The organism is Enterobacter sp. BNK-29, assembly GCF_048684785.1.
Lineage (GTDB): Bacteria > Pseudomonadota > Gammaproteobacteria > Enterobacterales > Enterobacteriaceae > Enterobacter > Enterobacter cloacae_M.
On the sequence record NZ_JBLQTU010000001.1, the window covers coordinates 282719 to 303415 of the forward strand.

Annotated in this window: 20 protein-coding genes; 9 read left to right on the forward strand and 11 right to left on the reverse strand. The window is 56.5% G+C overall.

Translation table 11 applies throughout. The annotated features are described in order from the left end of the window. Positions 1-35: 35 nt before the first annotated feature. The gene (gene edd, locus ACMGGX_RS01330) at positions 36-1847 is read right to left on the reverse strand and encodes a phosphogluconate dehydratase (protein WP_047061092.1); all 1812 of its coding nucleotides are present in this window, start codon (positions 1845-1847) and stop codon (positions 36-38) included. 232 nt (positions 1848-2079) lie between these two features. Continuing rightward, positions 2080-3555 (reverse strand): glucose-6-phosphate dehydrogenase, encoded by a 1476-nt coding sequence (zwf, locus tag ACMGGX_RS01335; RefSeq protein WP_023312228.1) that lies wholly within the window; start codon positions 3553-3555, stop codon positions 2080-2082. Between the two features lie 356 nt (positions 3556-3911). Here zwf and ACMGGX_RS01340 point away from each other — a divergent pair, with 356 nt between their 5' ends. Together ACMGGX_RS01340 and pyk are read left to right on the forward strand one after the other, a co-directional pair. Next, positions 3912-4781, forward strand: a complete 870-nt coding sequence (locus ACMGGX_RS01340; RefSeq protein WP_420297933.1) for a MurR/RpiR family transcriptional regulator — start codon at positions 3912-3914, stop codon at positions 4779-4781. A gap of 140 nt (positions 4782-4921) precedes the next feature. Further along, positions 4922-6364, forward strand: a complete 1443-nt coding sequence (gene pyk / locus ACMGGX_RS01345; protein ID WP_008500455.1) for a pyruvate kinase — start codon at positions 4922-4924, stop codon at positions 6362-6364. 46 nt (positions 6365-6410) lie between these two features. Here pyk and lpxM read toward each other — a convergent pair whose 3' ends face one another. The 3 genes from lpxM to znuA form a co-directional block, all read right to left on the reverse strand. Beyond that, on the reverse strand, positions 6411-7382 hold the full coding sequence (gene lpxM, locus ACMGGX_RS01350; RefSeq protein WP_023312230.1) for a lauroyl-Kdo(2)-lipid IV(A) myristoyltransferase: 972 nt from the start codon (positions 7380-7382) through the stop codon (positions 6411-6413). A gap of 121 nt (positions 7383-7503) precedes the next feature. After that, positions 7504-8823 carry a murein DD-endopeptidase MepM gene (gene mepM / locus ACMGGX_RS01355; protein WP_023312231.1) on the reverse strand — a complete coding sequence of 440 codons (1320 nt, stop codon included), beginning with the start codon at positions 8821-8823 and terminating at the stop codon, positions 7504-7506. Positions 8824-8838: 15 nt separating this feature from the next. Continuing rightward, on the reverse strand, positions 8839-9783 hold the full coding sequence (znuA, locus tag ACMGGX_RS01360) for a zinc ABC transporter substrate-binding protein ZnuA (protein WP_063439346.1): 945 nt from the start codon (positions 9781-9783) through the stop codon (positions 8839-8841). Between the two features lie 77 nt (positions 9784-9860). Here znuA and znuC point away from each other — a divergent pair, with 77 nt between their 5' ends. Next, entirely contained in the window at positions 9861-10616 is a 756-nt protein-coding gene (znuC, locus tag ACMGGX_RS01365) for a zinc ABC transporter ATP-binding protein ZnuC (protein WP_181593354.1), read from the forward strand. Beyond that, complete coding sequence (gene znuB / locus ACMGGX_RS01370) at positions 10613-11398, forward strand: zinc ABC transporter permease subunit ZnuB (protein WP_420297934.1); 786 nt, start codon at positions 10613-10615, stop codon at positions 11396-11398. Before znuC ends, znuB begins: the two co-directional genes overlap by 4 nt. A 70-nt stretch (positions 11399-11468) precedes the next feature. Here the strand turns inward: znuB and ruvB are convergent, their stop codons facing one another. From ruvB to aspS, 6 genes are all read right to left on the reverse strand, one after another. After that, positions 11469-12479: a Holliday junction branch migration DNA helicase RuvB gene (gene ruvB / locus ACMGGX_RS01375; RefSeq protein WP_023312235.1), complete on the reverse strand. Its 1011-nt coding sequence runs from the start codon at positions 12477-12479 to the stop codon at positions 11469-11471. A gap of 8 nt (positions 12480-12487) precedes the next feature. Beyond that, entirely contained in the window at positions 12488-13102 is a 615-nt protein-coding gene (gene ruvA, locus ACMGGX_RS01380) for a Holliday junction branch migration protein RuvA (protein WP_348561377.1), read from the reverse strand. Between the two features lie 80 nt (positions 13103-13182). Further along, a complete protein-coding gene (gene ruvC, locus ACMGGX_RS01385; protein WP_003859749.1) occupies positions 13183-13704 on the reverse strand; it encodes a crossover junction endodeoxyribonuclease RuvC in 522 nt (173 codons plus the stop codon). Positions 13705-13738: 34 nt separating this feature from the next. Beyond that, complete coding sequence (locus ACMGGX_RS01390; protein ID WP_008500447.1) at positions 13739-14479, reverse strand: YebC/PmpR family DNA-binding transcriptional regulator; 741 nt, start codon at positions 14477-14479, stop codon at positions 13739-13741. 27 nt (positions 14480-14506) lie between these two features. Beyond that, positions 14507-14950 (reverse strand): dihydroneopterin triphosphate diphosphatase, encoded by a 444-nt coding sequence (nudB, locus tag ACMGGX_RS01395; protein ID WP_032658557.1) that lies wholly within the window; start codon positions 14948-14950, stop codon positions 14507-14509. A gap of 1 nt (position 14951) precedes the next feature. Then, positions 14952-16724 carry an aspartate--tRNA ligase gene (gene aspS / locus ACMGGX_RS01400; RefSeq protein WP_023312238.1) on the reverse strand — a complete coding sequence of 591 codons (1773 nt, stop codon included), beginning with the start codon at positions 16722-16724 and terminating at the stop codon, positions 14952-14954. A 263-nt stretch (positions 16725-16987) separates the two neighbouring features. Here aspS and ACMGGX_RS01405 point away from each other — a divergent pair, with 263 nt between their 5' ends. From ACMGGX_RS01405 to cmoB, 5 genes are read left to right on the forward strand one after another with little or no spacing between them, the layout of a single operon-like run. Next, positions 16988-17554: a hydrolase gene (locus tag ACMGGX_RS01405; protein ID WP_205916291.1), complete on the forward strand. Its 567-nt coding sequence runs from the start codon at positions 16988-16990 to the stop codon at positions 17552-17554. Then, entirely contained in the window at positions 17551-18369 is an 819-nt protein-coding gene (locus tag ACMGGX_RS01410; protein ID WP_348561378.1) for a DUF72 domain-containing protein, read from the forward strand. The genes ACMGGX_RS01405 and ACMGGX_RS01410 overlap by 4 nt, the downstream gene beginning before the upstream one ends. A gap of 51 nt (positions 18370-18420) precedes the next feature. After that, positions 18421-18816: an MAPEG family protein gene (locus tag ACMGGX_RS01415; RefSeq protein WP_021240443.1), complete on the forward strand. Its 396-nt coding sequence runs from the start codon at positions 18421-18423 to the stop codon at positions 18814-18816. Between the two features lie 40 nt (positions 18817-18856). After that, positions 18857-19600, forward strand: a complete 744-nt coding sequence (cmoA, locus tag ACMGGX_RS01420) for a carboxy-S-adenosyl-L-methionine synthase CmoA (protein WP_420297935.1) — start codon at positions 18857-18859, stop codon at positions 19598-19600. After that, the gene (cmoB, locus tag ACMGGX_RS01425; protein WP_420297936.1) at positions 19597-20568 is read left to right on the forward strand and encodes a tRNA 5-methoxyuridine(34)/uridine 5-oxyacetic acid(34) synthase CmoB; all 972 of its coding nucleotides are present in this window, start codon (positions 19597-19599) and stop codon (positions 20566-20568) included. Before cmoA ends, cmoB begins: the two co-directional genes overlap by 4 nt. The last annotated feature ends 129 nt before the right edge of the window (positions 20569-20697 follow it).

The following is a 20697-nucleotide window of genomic DNA, read 5'->3' on the forward strand; positions in this document are numbered from 1 at the left end:
GTTTTCTCTCGCCAGATCGTTAAAATCAAGTCGTCTTAAAACGTAATACAGGTTGCGCCCTGCTCCGCACCGGAGAGTTTCTCACGCAGCGCGCTGAACATTTCGCGTCCGGTCCCCACGCGCGATGCGCTCAGGTCAGGAATATGGGGCTGACGTGCCGCCAGCTCGGCTTCATCCACCAGCAGGGTTAACTCACCCGTCTGGCCGTTCACGCGGATCATGTCACCGTCGCGTACCTTCGCCAGCAGACCGCCGTCGTAGGCTTCCGGCGTCACGTGGATGGCTGAAGGCACTTTACCGGATGCCCCGGAGAGGCGTCCATCGGTGACTAGCGCAATTTTGAAACGGCGGTCCAATAATACACCAAGTGGTGGCATAAGTTTATGTAATTCTGGCATCCCGTTAGCTTTAGGCCCCTGGTGACGCACCACCACCACGCAGTCTTTATCAAGCAGACCGGCGTCAAAGGCGGGTAATACGTCGTGCTGGCTTTCAAACACCACCGCCGGCGCTTCGATAACCTGGTTCTCTTCCGGTACGGCAGAGGTCTTCATTACCGCACGACCGAGGTTGCCGCTCAGCACTTTGGTGCCGCCATGAGGAGAGAACGGTTTGTCGATCGTGGCAATCACCTGCGCATCAAGGGACGCGCTCGCCCCTTCACGCCAGTCCAGCTCGCCGTTGTTCAGCCACGGCTCCTGGGTGTAGCGCTGAAGGCCAAAGCCAGCCACGGTATTTACGTCTTCATGCAGCAGTCCGCCTTTCAGCAGCTCGCGCATCAGCAGCGGTACGCCGCCTGCAGCCTGGAAGTGGTTAATATCCGCCGGACCGTTCGGGTACAGGCGCGCCATCAGCGGCACTACAGAAGAGATCTCGGAGAAGTCATCCCAGTTAATCAGAATGCCCGCCGCACGCGCCATGGCCACCAGATGCATGGTGTGGTTGGTTGAGCCCCCGGTTGCCAGCAGCGCGACAATCCCGTTAACAATGACTTTTTCGTCAACCATTTTACCCATCGGCATCCATTCGTTGCCGTTGCCGGTCAGACGCGTGACCTGACGGGCCGCGGCCTCGGTCAGCGCCTTGCGCAGCGGTGCATCCGGCTGGATGAAGGACGAGCCCGGAAGCTGCATCCCCATAAACTCCACCACCATCTGGTTAGTGTTAGCCGTACCGTAGAACGTACAGGTCCCCGGCGCATGATAGGACGCAGCTTCCGCCTCCAGCAGCGCCTGACGGTCTGCTTTGCCTTCCGCGTACAGCTGGCGAATACGCACTTTTTCTTTGTTCGGCAGACCGCTCGCCATTGGTCCGGACGGGACGAAGATTGCAGGCAGATGCCCAAACGACAGCGCCGCCATCACCAGGCCCGGGACAATCTTGTCGCACACGCCGAGGTACAGCGCGCCATCAAACATATTGTGTGACAGGCCCACCGCGGCAGACATCGCAATCACTTCGCGGCTCAGCAGGGACAGCTCCATACCGTCCTGCCCCTGCGTCACGCCGTCACACATGGCAGGTACACCGCCCGCCACCTGCCCCACCGCATTTACGCTGTGCAGCGCGTTGCGGATGATAGTGGGATAGACCTCATACGGCTGGTGGGCGGAAAGCATATCGTTATAGGAGGTAATGATGGCGATATTGTTACGCAACATGCTTTTCAGCGACGCTTTATCATCGGGCTGGCAGGCGGCGAAGCCGTGCGCCAGGTTCCCGCAGGCCAGCTGAGATCGGTGGACGGTGCTGCTCTTTGCCTGTTCAATCCGGGCGAGGTAGGCCGAACGGGTCTCTTTCGAGCGCTCGATAATGCGCTGTGTTACGCGTAACAATGTCGGATTCATAAAAGCTCCTCTAAATTATCTGTCCGGCTCGGGAGTTTACAAAGTCGCTGGCAGTTGTTAACAACGCTGAAACGCTTGCTGTCCGGAGCTCAGGGGCAAAATCACTTCCGGCAGTGTAATAAAAAAAGCTCCGCGGGTGAATCCACGCGGAGCTTAAAAGTTGAAAATTGTGCCACTAGCTGTGTTAGATCATGTTACCGGTAAAATAACACTTTCGAGCTAGAGGATTATCTTACTCAAACTCGTTCCAGGAGCGGCCATCGCGGGTGATCATCGCCACCGACGCGACAGGTCCCCAGGTACCCGCCTGATACGGTTTTGGCGCATCCTGATCGGCAGCCCAGGCTTCGGTGATGGAGTCGACCCATTTCCACGCCTCTTCCACTTCGTCGCGACGCACGAACAGCGCCTGGATACCGCGCATGGTTTCCAGCAGCAGACGCTCGTAAGCATCGGCCAGGTGCGTCTGGTTGAAGGTTTCGGAGTAGCTCAGATCCAGCTTGGTGGTCTGCAGGTTGTGTTTATGATCCAGCCCCGGCACTTTGTTCAGGATCTGGATATCCACCCCTTCGTCCGGCTGCAGACGAATGGTCAGCTTGTTCTGCGGCAGTTCCTGCCAGGACTCTTTGAACAGGTTCAGTTCCGGGTTTTTGAAGTAAACAACCACTTCGGAACATTTGGCCGGCAGACGTTTACCGGTGCGCAGGTAGAACGGAACGCCCGCCCAACGCCAGTCGTCGATATCCACGCGGATCGCCACGAACGTCTCGGTGTTGCTGGACTTGTTCGCGCCCTCTTCTTCCAGGTAGCCCGGCACTTTTTTGCCTTGCGCAAACCCGGCGGTGTACTGACCGCGGACGGTCTTCTCACGCACGTTGGAGCGGTCGATGCGGCGCAGTGACTTCAGCACTTTCACTTTTGCGTCACGGATGCTGTCAGCCGTCAGGTCAGACGGTGGAGACATGGCAATCATGCACAGAATTTGCAGCAGGTGGTTCTGGATCATGTCGCGCATCTGGCCGGCCTGGTCAAAGTAACCCCAGCGGCCTTCAATCCCCACCTCTTCCGCCACGGTGATTTCCACGTGGTCGATAGTGCGGTTGTCCCAGTTATTCACAAACAGGGAGTTAGCGAAACGCAGCGCCAGCAGGTTCAGAACCGTCTCTTTACCGAGATAGTGGTCGATACGGTATACCTGGCACTCTTCAAAGAACTCGCCCACCTGGTCATTGATTTCACGCGAGGTTGCCAGCGACGTACCCAGCGGCTTCTCCATCACGACGCGCGCCGGTTTGGCGTTCAGTTTGGCTTCGCCCAGACCTTTGCAGATGGCGCCGAAGGTGCTTGGCGGCATGGCGAAATAGTTAATGGTGACACGGTTTTTCTGATCCAGCATCGCGCCTAAGCGGGTAAACGCGCTGACGTCGTTGACGTCCAGGTTGCAGAAATCGAGGCGTCCACTCAGGGTATCCCACAAACTTTCATCAATTTTTTCCTTCATGAAAGTTTCGAGCGCCTCGCGGACGACTTTGGTATAAGCGTCCTTGTCCCAGTCGGCGCGCCCTACACCCAGGATACGGGTATCCGGATGAATTTGGCCCGCTTTCTCCAGTTGATACAGGGAAGGCAGCAATTTTCGGCGTGCAAGGTCGCCTTTCGCGCCGAAAATGACCAGGTCACATGCCTGGGCTGTTTGCGTTACCGCCATGTCATTCTCCTCAGTTGGATCACCTGGTACTTCTGCCAGGTATCGTTGTAATTTTATTACAATGCACTGTACTGCTTTTACGTCATTCCCGAAACCATTAGCGCTTATCGTCGCGTGCGATACCGCGATTTTTCCCCCTCTGGAGGATTACGACGGCGCAATGACGCAACAACCGCCGTTTCTTTGCGCAACAGGGTCACAGCAAAACCCGACACCGATCAAGTAATGAAAAAAAACAACAACATTATCTTGTCGATTGTTACCCTTAATGGAAGCCACAAGGGTAATATCGGCTAAATCGAATCACGATTTCATCAATTTATGAAATCGTTTACACCCATGAGCGTGCTGTTAACATGAACATGCTGGAAAAAATCCAGTTTCAACTGGAACACCTTAGCAAATCCGAGCGAAAAGTGGCCGAGGTCATTCTCGCCTCCCCCGCTCAGGCGATTCATTCAAGCATCGCCGCTCTGGCACAGGAAGCGGATGTTAGCGAACCGACGGTCAATCGCTTTTGCCGCAGCCTGGAAACGCGCGGCTTCCCTGATTTTAAACTGCATCTGGCACAAAGTCTGGCTAACGGCACCCCATATGTTAATCGTAATGTGGATGAAGACGACAGCGTTGATGCCTATACCGCGAAAATTTTTGAATCGGCCATGGCTTCGCTTGATCACGTGCGCCAGTCTCTGGACATGAGTTCCGTGAATCGCGCGGTGGATTTACTCACCCAGGCCAAGCGGATTGCGTTCTTTGGTCTCGGGTCGTCGGCGGCCGTGGCGCATGACGCGATGAACAAATTTTTCCGCTTTAACGTCCCGGTTATTTATTCCGATGACATTGTGCTGCAACGCATGAGCTGTATGAATTGCAGTGAAGATGACGTCGTGGTACTGATTTCGCACACCGGCCGCACCAAGAGTCAGGTAGAGCTGGCGCAGCTGGCCCGTGAAAACGATGCCATGGTGATTGCCCTCACCACGGCAGGCACGCCGCTGGCCCGTGAGGCGACGCTGGCGATCACCCTCGACGTGCCGGAGGACACCGACATTTATATGCCGATGGTTTCCCGACTGGCGCAGCTCACCGTGATTGACGTGCTGGCAACCGGTTTTACTTTGCGTCGGGGCGCAAAATTCCGGGATAACTTGAAGCGGGTCAAGGAAGCGCTGAAGGAATCGCGTTTTGATAAAGAATTGCTTATAAAGAGCGATGTTCCCTGATAGTTAATAACGAAGACGTAACCAATAATTACGATGTAACGATTTACGGCATTCGGTCCACTCTCCGCTGCCTTGCAGCAGATGAAGGCCGATTCAATGTTCACGCAACACCAAAGTTGTTTCAGTCAACGGAGTATTACATGTCCAGAAGGCTTCGCAGAACCAAGATCGTAACCACCTTAGGCCCGGCCACCGATCGCGATAATAATCTTGAGAAAATTATCGCCGCCGGCGCCAACGTGGTGCGTATGAACTTCTCTCACGGTACGCCAGAAGACCATAAGTTACGTGCCGATAAAGTGCGTGAAATCGCAGCCAAACTGGGCCGCCACGTTGCTATCCTCGGCGATTTGCAGGGTCCAAAAATCCGCGTATCGACCTTTAAAGAGGGTAAAGTTTTCCTCAATATCGGCGACAAATTCCTGCTTGATGCCAACCTGGGCAAAGGCGAAGGCGATAAAGAGAAAGTCGGTATCGACTATAAAGGCCTGCCGGCTGACGTGGTGCCGGGCGATATCCTGCTGCTCGACGACGGTCGCGTACAGCTGAAGGTGCTGGAAGTTCAGGGCATGAAAGTGTTCACCGAAGTCACCGTCGGCGGCCCGCTCTCCAACAATAAAGGCATCAACAAACTGGGCGGCGGCCTCTCTGCAGAAGCGCTTACCGATAAAGACAAAGCGGACATCGTGACGGCTGCGCTGATCGGCGTTGACTACCTGGCGGTCTCCTTCCCGCGCTGCGGCGAAGATCTGAACTATGCGCGTCGTCTGGCGCGTGATGCAGGCTGCGATGCTAAAATCGTCGCGAAAGTTGAACGCGCGGAAGCCGTTTGCGATCAAGATGCCATGGACGATGTGATCCTCGCGTCCGACGTGGTGATGGTTGCGCGTGGTGACCTGGGCGTGGAAATTGGCGACCCTGAGCTGGTAGGGATCCAGAAAGCGCTGATCCGTCGCGCACGTCAGCTGAACCGCGCGGTGATCACAGCCACTCAGATGATGGAATCGATGATCACCAACCCAATGCCAACCCGTGCAGAAGTCATGGACGTGGCTAACGCCGTGCTGGACGGTACCGATGCGGTGATGCTCTCTGCTGAAACCGCTGCAGGCCAGTATCCGGCAGAAACCGTGGCCGCCATGGCGCGCGTCTGCCTGGGCGCTGAAAAGATCCCAAGCATCAACGTCTCTAAACACCGTCTGGACGTGCAGTTTGACAACGTGGAAGAAGCGATTGCGATGTCAGCGATGTACGCGGCAAACCATCTGAAGGGCGTTACCGCGATCATCACCATGACCGAATCTGGCCGCACCGCGCTGATGACCTCTCGTATCAGCTCTGGTCTGCCGATCTTCGCCATGTCCCGTCACGAACGTACGCTGAACCTGACCGCGCTGTACCGCGGCGTGACGCCGGTTCACTTCGACAGCACCAATGACGGCGTAGCTGCGGCGCACGATGCCGTAAACCTGCTGCGCGACAAAGGCTATCTGGTATCCGGTGATATCGTCATTGTGACCCAGGGCGACGTGATGAGCACCATCGGCTCAACCAACACCACGCGCGTTATGACCGTCGAGTAATAACGGCTGTGTTAAAAAGCCCTCTCCATATGGAGAGGGCTTTTTTTTATTTCCTCGGATAAAGCTCTTTGCGTTTATAGGGCTCTGTTTCACCCGGCTTACGCGTTTTAAGCAGCTTCAGGATCCACGTGTACTGTTCGGCATGCGGCCCCACCAGGATTTCCACCTCTTCGTTCATCCGACGCGCGATCGTGTGGTCGTCAGCGGTCAGCAGATCATCCATCGGCGGACGGACCTCAATGCTCAGACGATGCGTTTTGCCATCATAGACCGGGAATAGCGGGATCACGCGGGCACGACAGACTTTCATCAGGCGGCCAATCGCGGGGAGCGTCGCTTTATAGGTCGCAAAGAAGTCGACAAACTCGCTGTGCTCGGGGCCGTGGTCCTGATCCGGCAGATAGTATCCCCAGTACCCCTGACGCACCGACTGAATGAAGGGTTTAATGCCATCGTTACGCGCATGCAAACGTCCGCCAAAACGACGACGCACCGTATTCCAGACAAAATCGTAGATTTTGTTTCCCTGGTTATGGAACATCGCCGCCATTTTCTGGCCCTGAGACGCCATCAGCATCGCCGGAATATCAACACCCCAGCCGTGGGGGACAAGGAAAATGACTTTCTCGTCATTGCGGCGCATCTCCTCGATAATGTCCAGACCTTTCCAGTCAACGCGATCGACGATTTTATCCGGCCCTTTCAGCGCCAGTTCAGCCATCATAGCCATTGCCTGCGGGGCGGTGGTATACATCTCATCAATGATTGCCTCGCGCTCGGCGTCGCTTTTCTCAGGAAAACAGTAGTAAAGGTTGATCTGCGCGCGGCGGCGGGCGCTCTTGCCCAAACGCCCGGCCAGACGGCCAATTTTCCCCAGAACGGGATCGCGAACAGAGGCAGGCAGCATCGCCATCCCCGCAAAAGCGTAAACACCAAGCCAGGCGCCCCAGTTGCGCGGATGGCGGAAGGATTTTTCAAACTCAGGAATGTATTCAATATTGTTTTTTTTGGTTTCCATGCTGGATCCAGGGTCTGATGACGCAAAATTTTATTCAGATAGTGTAGCGAGGCAGTCGTCCACGCACAAAAGAAAAAGCCGGCGTCAGTATGCGCCGGCTTTTTTAACAAAAACAGAGGGCTTAGTTTAAGCTCAGCTGCGGCATCACCTCTTTCACCTGCGCCAGATAATCAGTACGATCTTTACCTGTCAGGCCTTCGGTGCGCGGCAGTTTCGCCGTCAGCGGGTTCACGGCCTGTTGGTTGATCCACACTTCATAGTGCAGGTGCGGGCCGGTAGAGCGTCCGGTATTGCCGGAGATCGCGATACGGTCACCACGCTTCACCTTCTGGCCCGGTTTGACCAGCAGCTTACGCAGGTGCATGTAGCGGGTCGTATAAGTGCGGCCATGACGTACCGCGACATAATATCCGGCGGCACCGCTACGCTTGGCCACCACCACTTCGCCATCCCCTACCGCCAGTACCGGCGTGCCCTGCGGCATGGCAAAGTCAACGCCACGGTGCGGCGCGACGCGGCCGGTTACCGGGTTCAGACGACGCGGATTAAAGTTAGAGGAGACGCGGAACTGTTTTGCCGTCGGGAAGCGCAGGAAGCCTTTTGCAAGGCCCGTACCGGTGCGGTCATAGAACTTACCGTCTTCGGCACGAATCGCGTAGTAATCTTTGCCCTCGGAGCGCAGACGTACGCCCAGCAGCTGGCTTTGCTCGCGCTTGCCGTCCAGCATTTCGCGGGACATCAGGACGGAGAACTCATCGCCCTTCTTCAGCTTGCGGAAATCCATCTGCCACTGCATGGCTTTGATCACCGAGCTGATTTCAGCGCTGGTCAAGCCTGCATCGCGCGCGCTGGAGACAAAGCTCGCGCCCACGGTGCCTTTCAGAACGCTGTTAACCCAGTCGCCCTTCTGCATTTCGCTGGTCATCTTGAAACCGTTTGCAGTGCGATCGTAGGTACGGGTTTCGCGGCGGGACATTTCCCAGGTCAGACGCTGGAGATCGCCATCCGCCGTTAGTGTCCAGGAGAGCTGTTGTCCGATTTTCAGGTTGCGAAGATCTTTATCCGCAGCCGCCAGCTGGCTGATATTGCCCATGTCGATGCCGTACTGGTTCAGCACGCTGCTCAGCGTATCCCCGGTAGAGACAACATATTCGTGGATACCCGCCTCGTTCTCGGTTTTATCGTCCAGCTCATCCTGCGGGATAGCTTCATCTTCCTGAGCCGCCTGGTCGATAGGCTCACTGGCTTCAGGCAGCAAAGAACGGATTTCGCTCTTTTCAAGCTCAATGGTTTTAATGATAGGGGCAGAACTCGGGTGGTAAACATAGGGCCGCCAGACGGCGACCGCTAAGGTGAGAACTGTAAGCGACCCCAGCATAACGCGGTGGGGTCGTGGCAGATTGTTAAATGCCAGGGCGACAGAGCGGGCTATCTGTTGCACGTATTCACTTCCTCGTTAATCTCCTTTCAGGCAGCTCGCATACTGGTTCGCCAGTTGGCTGAGGAACTGCGAGTAGCTCGCTTTGCTCAACTGGATATTCGTACCTAGCGGGTCAAGGGTTCCCATGCGCACGGATGTTCCCCTGGCCACGGCTTCTACGACCGCTGGCCTGAACTGTGGCTCAGCAAAAACGCATGTCGCTTTCTGCTCAACCAACTGTGTTCTGATTTCATGTAAACGCTGCGCACCAGGCTGAATTTCAGGGTTGACGGTGAAGTGGCCCAGTGGGGTCAAACCGTAGTGTTTTTCGTAATAGCCGTAGGCGTCATGAAAAACGAAATACCCTTTACCTTTCAACGGTGCGAGCTCATTACCAACCTGCTTATCGGTTGCGGCTAATTGTGCCTCAAAATCCTTCAGGTTGGCGTCTAGTTTGGCTCGACTTTGCGGCATAAGTTCCACTAATTTGTCGTGGATTGCAACCGCTGAAAGCCGCGCTATCTCTGGGGATAACCAAAGATGCATGTTGTACTCGCCGTGATGGTGATCTCCATCACCTTTTTCGCCGTCTGCGGCATGATGGTCATGTTCGTCGCCGTCGTCATCCGCCCCTTTCATGAGCAACGGTTTCACGCCGGCGAGTTCGGCAATCGCGACCTGTTTTTCGCCAGCAACCTGTTTTGCTGACTTCTGCATGAACGCTTCCATTTCCGGACCAATCCAGACAACTAAGTCCGCGTTTTGTAAGCGTTTTACATCTGACGGACGCAGGGAATAGTCATGCTCGGATGCACCATCAGGGAGCAGAACCTGGGTTTCCGTTACCCCGTCGGCAATGGCGGACGCGATGAAACCGAGTGGTTTAAGCGAAGCGACAACCGCAGCGTTAACATCTTGTGCGGTTGTACCCCAAAGGGCAGCGGATAATGCTGCGAAAAGAAGCGTATTTTTATGTAACATAATGCGACTAATCATCGTAGTGAATGCGTGGAATGTGATATTATAACATTCGTTGACTTCTTCAAGCTTAAAATGACATGACGACATTGGTTTCTCTTGAAAATATTTCGGTCTCATTCGGGCAGCGCCGCGTCCTCTCTGACGTGTCGCTCGATCTGAAGCCCGGCAAAATTCTGACGCTGCTCGGCCCCAATGGCGCAGGCAAATCCACCCTGGTGCGCGTGGTGCTGGGTCTGGTCGCACCCGATGAAGGCGTGATTAAGCGCGAGGAAAAATTGCGTGTTGGCTATGTGCCGCAAAAACTTCACCTCGACGCCACGCTGCCGCTGACAGTCAGCCGTTTCCTGCGTCTGCGCCCCGGCACCCGTAAAGCCGATATTCTCCCGGCGCTGAAACGCGTGCAGGCGGGCCATCTTGTCGATGCGCCACTGCAAAAACTGTCCGGCGGTGAAACTCAGCGTGTTTTACTTGCCCGCGCGCTGCTGAGCAGCCCGCAGCTGCTGGTACTGGATGAGCCAACTCAGGGTGTGGATGTGAATGGTCAGGTAGCGCTTTATGATTTGATCGACCAGCTACGTCGGGAGCTTGATTGCGCCGTGCTGATGGTGTCTCACGATCTCCATCTGGTGATGGCAAAAACCGACGAAGTGCTGTGTCTTAACCACCATATCTGCTGCTCCGGTACGCCTGAAGTGGTGTCAATGCACCCGGAATTTATCTCCATGTTCGGCCCCCGCGGCGCTGAACAGCTGGGTATTTACCGTCATCATCATAATCATCGCCATGATTTACAGGGACGAATCGTACTGCGCCGGGGAAATGGACACTCATGATTGAACTGTTACTGCCCGGCTGGCTGGCCGGGATTATGCTTGCCTGCGCCGCGGGTCCACTCGGCTCGTTTGTTGTCTGGCGCAGAATGTCCTATTTTGGCGATACCCTGGCGCACGCGTCTCTGCTGGGCGTTGCCTTTGGTCTGCTGCTGGATGTAAACCCCTTCTACGCGGTGATTGTGGTCACGTTGCTGCTGGCCGCCGGTCTGGTCTGGCTGGAAAAGCGCCCTCACCTCGCCATTGATACGCTGCTTGGCATTATGGCGCACAGTGCCCTGTCTCTGGGCCTTGTGGTGGTCAGCCTGATGTCGAAAATCCGCGTGGATCTGATGGCCTACCTCTTCGGCGACCTGCTGGCCGTGACGCCGGAAGATCTTATCGCTATCGCCGTTGGCGTGGTGGTGGTGCTCGCTATACTGCTCTGGCAGTGGCGGAATTTACTGGCCATGACCGTCAGTCCTGATCTGGCCTTTGTCGACGGCGTGAAGCTGCAGCGCGTAAAACTGCTGCTGATGCTGGTGACGGCGTTAACGATTGGTGTCGCAATGAAGTTTGTCGGCGCGCTGATTATTACGTCGCTGCTGATCATCCCTGCTGCCACGGCGCGTCGTTTTGCCCGTACGCCGGAGCAGATGGCCGGCATAGCCGTGATTATCGGAATGATTGCGGTAACGGGTGGGTTAACCTTCTCGGCGTTCTATGACACGCCTGCGGGGCCGTCAGTGGTGCTAAGTGCAGCGGTATTGTTTATCTTCAGTATGATGAAGAAGACCGCACAGTAGCGGGTATGTCCCCGGTGGCGCTTCGCTTACCGGGGCTACAAAACCATCCGAAACCGTCATCCGGCACGATTTACGGCATTGCCGGTGGCGTAATGCCGAAATGATTCCACGCCCTCACCGTTGCCATACGTCCACGCGGGGTGCGTTGCAGAAAGCCCTGCTGAATCAGATACGGCTCCAGCACATCTTCAATCGTCTCACGCTCTTCCCCAATAGCCGCAGCCAGGTTATCCAGCCCGACCGGGCCGCCAAAGAACTTATCCAGCACCGCCAGCAGCAGTTTACGGTCCATATAGTCAAAGCCTTCGGCATCAACGTTCAGCATATCCAGCGCCTGAGCGGCGATCTCCGCGGAAATCGAGCCATCGTGCTTCACCTCGGCAAAGTCACGCACGCGGCGCAGCAGGCGGTTGGCGATACGCGGCGTACCGCGGGAACGCTTCGCCACTTCAAACGCGCCCTCTTCGCTCATTTCGAGCCCCATATAGCGGGCGCTACGGCCAACGATGTGCTGGAGATCCGCCACCTGGTAAAACTCGAGACGCTGCACGATGCCGAAACGGTCGCGCAGCGGAGAGGTCAACGAGCCGGCGCGGGTGGTGGCGCCAATCAGGGTAAACGGCGGCAGATCGATTTTGATAGAGCGCGCGGCCGGGCCTTCACCGATCATGATATCCAGCTGGTAATCTTCCATCGCCGGATAGAGCACTTCCTCCACCACCGGTGACAGGCGGTGGATCTCATCGATAAACAGCACGTCATGCGGTTCGAGGTTGGTCAGCATCGCCGCGAGATCGCCCGCCTTCTCCAGCACGGGGCCGGAGGTGGTGCGCAGGTTGACGCCCATCTCATTGGCGACGATATTCGCCAGCGTGGTTTTGCCTAAACCGGGAGGGCCAAAAATCAGCAGGTGATCGAGCGCATCGCCGCGCAGCTTTGCCGCCTGGATGAAAATCTCCATCTGGGAACGAACCTGCGGCTGGCCGATATACTCATCAAGCAGTTTTGGGCGGATCGCGCGGTCCACCACGTCATCTGCCTGAATAGTGCCTGCCGACACCAGGCGGTCTGCTTCAATCATCCTTTACCTCACAATGCAGCGCGCAGCGCTTCACGAATCAGGGTTTCACTGCTGGCGTCCGGCCTGGCAATTTTGCTCACCATACGGCTGGCCTCCTGAGGTTTATAGCCCAGCGCCACCAGCGCGGCAACCGCTTCCTGCTCGGCGTCATCATCGGTCGCAGGGCCGCCAGGAGAGGTCAGTACCAAATCGGCAGCCGGAGTGAACAGATCGCCATGCAGACCTTTAAAGCGGTCTTTCATCTCGACAATCAGGCGCTCGGCGGTTTTCTTACCAATGCCCGGGAGCTTAATCAGCGCCGCAGGATCTTCGCGCTCAACGGCATTCACAAACTGTGGTGCCGACATGCCGGACAAAATCGCCAGCGCCAGCTTCGGACCAACGCCGTTGGTTTTAATCAGCTCGCGGAACAGGGTCCGTTCCTGTTTGTTATTGAAGCCGTACAGCAGCTGGGCATCTTCACGCACCACAAACTGGGTAAAGACAATCGCCTCTTTGCCCGCGTCCGGCAGCTCGTAGAAGCAGGTCATCGGCATATGGACTTCATAGCCCACGCCACCCACTTCCAGCAGCACTAACGGGGGTTGTTTTTCAATGATGATGCCTCTGAGTCTGCCTATCACGTGACGCTCCTGCGTTCTGGGAGAAATTAACTGCCGACATAATAAAAAAAGGCTGGATGTTTATCCAGCCTGATTTCTGATTATCGTAACCTGCCTCGCGCCAGATTGAGCCGCGACTCGCTCATTTGCATCGCATTCTGGCTGACGTGACAGTGGGTAATCGCAATAGCCAGCGCATCGGCGGCATCGGCCTGCGGGTTCGCGGGAAGCTTCAGCAAGGTACGCACCATATGCTGCACCTGGCTTTTCTCCGCGCTCCCAATGCCCACCACCGTCTGCTTGACCTGACGTGCCGCGTATTCGAATACCGGCAAATCCTGGTTCACGGCAGCGACGATGGCGACACCGCGCGCCTGACCGAGCTTTAGCGCTGAATCGGCGTTTTTCGCCATAAAGACCTGCTCGATGGCGAAATAGTCCGGCTGAAACTGGGTGATGATTTCCGACACGCCCGCATAAATGAGCTTCAGGCGCGAAGGAAGATCGTCCACTTTGGTGCGAATACAGCCGCTGCCCAGGTAGGTTAACTGGCGTCCCACCTGACGGATAACGCCATAACCGGTGACGCGTGAGCCTGGGTCAATCCCGAGAATAATCGACATCACGCGTCTCCCGTAAACGATTTACAGGCTCTCATCAGAGAGTCGCTGCAACCTCATCAGAGATTTCACCGTTGTGGTACACTTCCTGCACGTCGTCGCAGTCTTCGAGCATGTCGATCAGACGCAGCAGTTTCGGTGCCGTTTCCGCATCCATGTCCGCTTTGGTAGACGGGATCATGGACACTTCAGCGTTGTCCGCTTTCAGGCCAGCCGCTTCCAGCGCGTCGCGCACGGCACCCATCTCTTCCCACGCGGTATAAACGTCGATAGCGCCGTCATCGAAGGTCACTACGTCTTCCGCACCGGCTTCCAGCGCCGCTTCCATGATCGCATCTTCGTCGCCTTTCTCGAAGGAGATGACGCCTTTTTTGCTGAACAGGTAAGCCACGGAACCGTCGGTGCCCAGGTTGCCACCGGTTTTGGTGAACGCGTGGCGCACTTCCGCAACGGTACGGTTACGGTTGTCGGACAGACACTCAACCATCACCGCAGTACCACCAGGGCCGTAACCTTCATAAATGATGGTTTCCATGTTCGCGTCTTCATCACCGCCGACGCCACGTGCGATAGCACGGTTCAGGGTGTCACGCGTCATGTTGTTTGACAGCGCTTTATCTACCGCCGCGCGCAGACGCGGGTTAGAAGCCGGGTCGCCGCCGCCCAGACGCGCTGCCGTCACCAGCTCGCGAATGATTTTGGTAAAGATCTTACCGCGCTTGGCATCCTGTGCCGCTTTGCGGTGTTTGGTGTTGGCCCACTTACTATGACCTGCCATAAAAAGTTCTCCAAAAATCGCGCCTTCTCAGGCTGCGTTAATTACAAATTCTTCAATCGCCTGCCGGTTGCTCCACGACTTGGTCAGTGCGGCGGCGTCCGCCGCATTCACCCAGCGGTAGGTCAGGTGTTCGGTAAACACGATCTCCCGTTCATGGGGGAGCGCGAGACAGAACCACGACTCCGTATTGCGCTCGGTACCCGGCGCGTAGCGATGACGTAAATGGCTAAAAATTTCAAACTCCACCGTGCGCTGGCAGTCCTTCAGGGTCAGTTGCTCGCGGGCAACGTCAATGGTGACCTCTTCCTTTACTTCGCGCGCGGCGGCCTGCAACGCGGTTTCCCCCTCTTCCAGACTGCCTGTTACCGACTGCCAGAAATCAGGGTCATCGCGCCGCTGCAACATCAGCACCCGCTTCGTGTCTTCTGCATAAATGACCACCAGGACCGAAACGGGAAGCTTATATGCCATATCAGTTTTTCTCTTCCTTCTTCACCACTTCAATGCCCAGCTCGGCCAGAGAGGCCGGGTTGGCAAAGCTTGGCGCTTCGGTCATCAGACACGCTGCGGCAGTGGTTTTCGGGAAGGCAATAACATCACGAATGTTATCGGTGCCGGTCAGCAGCATGGTCAGTCGGTCAAGACCGAAGGCCAGACCCGCGTGCGGCGGCGTACCGTATTTCAGGGCGTCCAGCAGGAAGCCAAACTTCTCGCGCTGCTCCTGCTCGTTGATGCCCAGAATGCCGAACACGGTCTGCTGCATTTCGCCGCTGTGAATACGCACGGAACCACCGCCCACTTCGTAGCCGTTGATAACCATGTCATAAGCGTTCGCGACCGCATCTTCCGGTGCCGCTTTCAGCTCTGCCGCCGTCATGTCTTTTGGCGAGGTGAACGGGTGATGCATTGCGGTCAGGCCGCCTTCACCGTCGTCTTCAAACATTGGGAAGTCGATAACCCACAGCGGCGCCCATTTGTTTTCGTCGGTCAGGCTCAGGTCTTTGCCGAGCTTCAGACGCAGCGCGCCCATCGCATCCGCCACGACTTTCTTGTTGTCTGCGCCGAAGAAGATCATGTCGCCGTCCTGCGCGCCGGTGCGCTCAAGGATCGCTTCCACGATGTCCGCGTTCAGGAATTTCGCTACCGGGCTGGTGATGCCTTCCAGACCTTTCGCGCGCTCGGTCACTTTAATATAGGCCAGACCTTTCGCGCCGTAGATCTTGATGAAGTTGCCGTAGTCGTCGATCTGCTTGCGGCTCAGGGCAGCACCACCCGGTACACGCAGCGCTGCTACGCGGCCTTTAGGATCGTTAGCCGGGCCAGCGAAGACAGCAAACTCAACGCCTTTCACCAGGTCTGCTACGTCCACCAGCTCCATCGGGTTACGCAGGTCTGGTTTGTCGGAGCCGTAACGACGCTCGGCTTCAGCGAAGGTCATGATAGGGAAATCGCCCAGCTCAACGCCTTTCACGTCGTTCCACAGGCTACGCACCAGGGCTTCCATCACTTCACGCACCTGCTCGGCGGTCATGAAGGAGGTTTCCACATCGATCTGGGTAAATTCTGGCTGGCGGTCAGCGCGCAGGTCTTCGTCGCGGAAGCATTTAACAATCTGATAGTAGCGATCGAAGCCGGACATCATCAGCAGCTGTTTGAACAGCTGTGGAGACTGCGGCAGCGCGTAGAATTTGCCTTTATGAACGCGGGATGGGACCAGGTAATCGCGCGCGCCTTCCGGCGTGGCTTTGGTCAGCATCGGGGTTTCGATGTCGAGGAAACCGTGGTCATCCATAAAGCGACGCACCAGGCTGGTGATTTTCGCACGGGTTTTCAGGCGCTGAGCCATTTCCGGACGACGCAGATCCAGGTAGCGGTATTTCAGACGCGCTTCTTCAGTGTTGACGTGGTTGGAGTCCAGCGGCAGCGCTTCTGCACGGTTGATGATCACCAGATCGGACGCCAGCACTTCGATGGCACCCGTCGCCATGTCGGCGTTGACGTTTTTCTCGTCACGCGCGCGCACGGTGCCGGTAACCTGAATGCAGAACTCATTACGCAGCTCGGAGGCCAGCTTCAACGCATCTGCGCGATCCGGATCGAAGAACACCTGAACGATACCTTCGCGGTCGCGCATATCGATGAAGATAAGGCTACCAAGATCACGACGACGATTGACCCAACCACACAGGGTTACCTGCTGTCCGACGTGGGACTGACGCAGCTGCCCGCAATATTCTGTACGCATGAGATATCCCTTAATTAGCCGCAGGCTAAATGTCGCCTGGTATGCAGGCTACTATGTCGCAGCTTTCTGTATGTCACAACTGGATGAAAAAAGGCGGCTATTATACTGGAAATTCCGCCGGACGATAAGAGCGAACCACGGCCAGGCGGTCGTTTGCTGCACTCTTATTGCGCATTCTCACAAAAATTAACAAAATTATCCGCCCAGGAACAGGCCATCACGTCGTAAGGTGTCTGGAAGTGATTCATTTAACGGGAGTAACGATGTTAACACTTGATGCCAGTAAAACCGCACTTGTTGTGATTGATTTACAGGAAGGCATTCTGCCCTTCGCCGGTGGCCCGCATACTGCGGATGATGTGGTCAGCCGCGCTGCTCGCCTGGCGGAAACATGTCGTGCCAGCGGTGCGCCTGTTGTCATGGTGCGCGTCGGCTGGTCCGCTGATTACGCCGAAGCGTTAAAACAGCCCGTTGATGCCCAGGTCCCTGCACGCGCCCTGCCGGAAAACTGGTGGACGTACCCGGCCGCACTCGGCAAACGCGACAGCGATATTGAAGTGACCAAACGCCAGTGGGGCGCATTTTACGGTACCGATCTCGAGCTACAGCTCCGCCGTCGCGGCATCGACACCATTGTCCTGTGCGGCATTTCCACCAACATCGGCGTGGAGTCTACCGCCCGCAACGCGTGGGAGCTGGGCTTTAACCTGGTGATTGCCGAAGATGCCTGCAGCGCGGCCTCCGCGGAACAGCACCAGGGCAGCATGACCCATATCTTCCCGCGCATCGGCCGCGTGCGCAGCACGGATGAGATTGTCAGCGCGCTATGATGTATGTCGGCCTGCCCCAGTGGTCGCACCCGAAATGGGTGCGCCTTGGCATCACCAGCCTTGAGGAGTATGCCCGGCACTTCAACTGTGTCGAGGGTAACACCACCCTGTATGCGCTCCCCAAAGCCGAGATTGTTGCGCGCTGGCGGGAACAAACGACCGACGACTTCCGCTTCTGCTTCAAGTTTCCGGCCACCATTTCCCACCAGGCCGCGCTGCGCAACTGCGGGGATTTGACCGAAGAATTTTTTACGCGCATGTCGCCGCTGGCGAACCGCATCGGTCAGTACTGGATCCAGCTACCCGCCACGTTTGGCCCGCGCGATTTGCCTGCGCTCTGGCAGTTCCTGGATGCCCTGCCCCGCGAATTCACCTACGGCGTTGAAGTCAGGCATCCTGAATTTTTTGCGAAGGGCGAAGCAGAAAAAGCGCTCAACCGCGGCCTGCTTGAGCGTTCCGTTAACCGGGTGATCCTCGATAGCCGGCCGGTGCACAGCGCTGTCCCCCATAGCGAAGCCATCGTTGAAGCTCAGCGTAAAAAACCGAAAGTGCCGGTCCACGCCATCGTGACCGCGCATAACCCAATGGTCAGGTATATCGGCAGCGATAACATGCAGCAAAATCAGGCGATGTTCGCCGTCTGGCTGCAAACGTTAGCGAAGTGGGAACACACCACCACGCCGTATCTCTTTTTGCATACGCCGGATATCGCCCAGGCGCCCGAACTGGTCGATGCTCTGTGGCAGGCCTTGCAGGCTGCGGTGCCGTCCGTGGGCAGCGCCCCTTCCATCCCACAACAATCTTCTCTTTTCTGATATCACCCCCTATCATAGTGAAGTGCCATCTGCCAAAAACAGGGAGTTTGTATGGTCAGCGCGCTGTATGCGGTGTTAGGTGCATTACTGCTGATTAAGTTTTCATTTGATGTTGTGCGCCTCAGAACGCTGTACCGCGTCTCTTACGGTGACGGCGGATTTTCCGAGCTACAAAGCGCTATCCGTATTCATGGCAACGCGGTCGAATACATCCCCGCAGCCTTAATCCTGCTGCTGTTTATGGAGATGAATGGCGCAGAAACCTGGATGGTGCACATCTGTGGCCTGCTTCTTATTGCTGGCCGCCTGATGCACTATTATGGTTTTCACCACCGCTTAATCCGCTGGCGTCGTTCCGGCATGAGTGCGACCTGGTGTTCGCTTTTGCTGATGGTGCTGGCTAACCTGTGGTATATGCCGTGGGAGTTGGTTTTCTCCCTCCATTAGCGCACAATACGCCACTTTATTTTTCCCGGATTTTTACGTTATGTCAGATCGCGACACGCTTTTTTCCGCGCCTATCGCCAGCCTGGGCGACTGGACCTTCGATGAACGGGTAGCCGAAGTCTTCCCGGATATGATCCAGCGCTCTGTTCCCGGTTATTCCAATATTATCTCTATGATCGGCATGCTGGCTGAGCGCTTCGTTCAACCCGGCACGCAGGTCTATGACCTGGGCTGCTCGCTCGGCGCGGCAACGCTGTCGGTTCGTCGTAACATTCACCACGAAGGCTGCCGAATCATTGCCGTCGATAACTCCCCGGCGATGGTTGAGCGCTGCCGTCGCCATATTGATGCGTATAAAGCCCCTGTTCCGGTAGACGTGGTGGAAGGCGATATCCGCGAGATTGAGATCAATAACGCGTCGATGGTGGTGCTGAATTTCACCCTGCAGTTCCTGGTGCCTGAAGACCGTCAGCTGCTGCTGGACAAAATTTATCAGGGGCTGAATCCCGGCGGCGCGCTGGTGCTCTCGGAGAAATTCAGCTTCGAAGATGCCGAGGTTGGCGAACTGCTGTTCAATATGCACCACGATTTCAAACGCGCGAACGGCTACAGCGAGCTGGAGATCAGCCAGAAGCGCAGCATGCTTGAAAACGTAATGCTGACGGATTCCGTAGAAACCCACAAAGCGCGCCTGCGCAAAGCCGGGTTTGAGCACAGCGAACTGTGGTTCCAGTGCTTTAACTTTGGCTCTCTGGTGGCGCTGAAAGCGGGAGAATCCGCATGATCGAATTCAGCAACTTCTATCAGCTGATTGCCAAAAACCAGCTCTCCCACTGGCTGGAAACCTTGCCCGCGCAGATTGCCGCCTGGCAGCGCGATCAGCAGCACGGCCTGTTAAAGCAGTGGTCAAATGCGGTGGAGTTTCTGCCCGAACTGACCCCGCATCGTCTGGATCTTCTCCACAGCGTAACCGCCGAGAGCGAAGAGCCGCTTCCGGCCGGACAGATCAACCGCATCGAAACGCTGATGCGTAACCTGATGCCGTGGCGCAAAGGGCCGTTTTCACTTTACGGCGTGAACATCAATACCGAATGGCGCTCGGACTGGAAATGGGATCGCGTTCTGCCCCACCTTTCCGACCTGACCGGACGTACCATACTGGACGTGGGCTGCGGCAGTGGTTACCACATGTGGCGCATGATTGGCGCGGGGGCGCATCTGGCGGTCGGTATTGACCCGATGCAGCTGTTCCTGTGCCAGTTTGAAGCGGTGCGCAAGCTGCTGGGTAACGACCAGCGCGCGCAACTGTTGCCGCTGGGCATTGAACAACTCCCTGCCCTGAAAGCCTTTGATACCGTCTTCTCCATGGGCGTGCTGTACCACCGTCGTTCCCCGCTTGAACACCTGTGGCAACTGAAGGATCAGTTGGTCAGCGGCGGCGAGCTGGTGCTGGAAACGCTGGTGATTGAAGGCGATGAACATGCCGTTCTGGTCCCGGGCGATCGCTACGCGCAGATGCGCAACGTTTACTTCATCCCTTCCGCGCTGGCGCTGAAGAACTGGCTGGAGAAGTGCGGGTTTGTGGATGTGCGGATTGCCGACGTCAGCGTGACCTCGCTCGAGGAACAGCGCCGCACCGACTGGATGATCACCGAATCGCTGGAGCAGTTCCTCGACCCGGCCGACCACAGCAAAACCATCGAAGGCTATCCGGCCCCGATGCGTGCGGTGTTGGTTGCGACTAAGCCGTAGCCTTTTAGCCGGGTGGCGGCTACGCCTTACCCGGCCTACTCGTAGCACGTTTTCTCAGAAATAGTTCAAGTTGCAGCAAGGCGGCAACGCAGCGAATCCCCGGGAGCTTACATCAGTAAGTGAACGGGG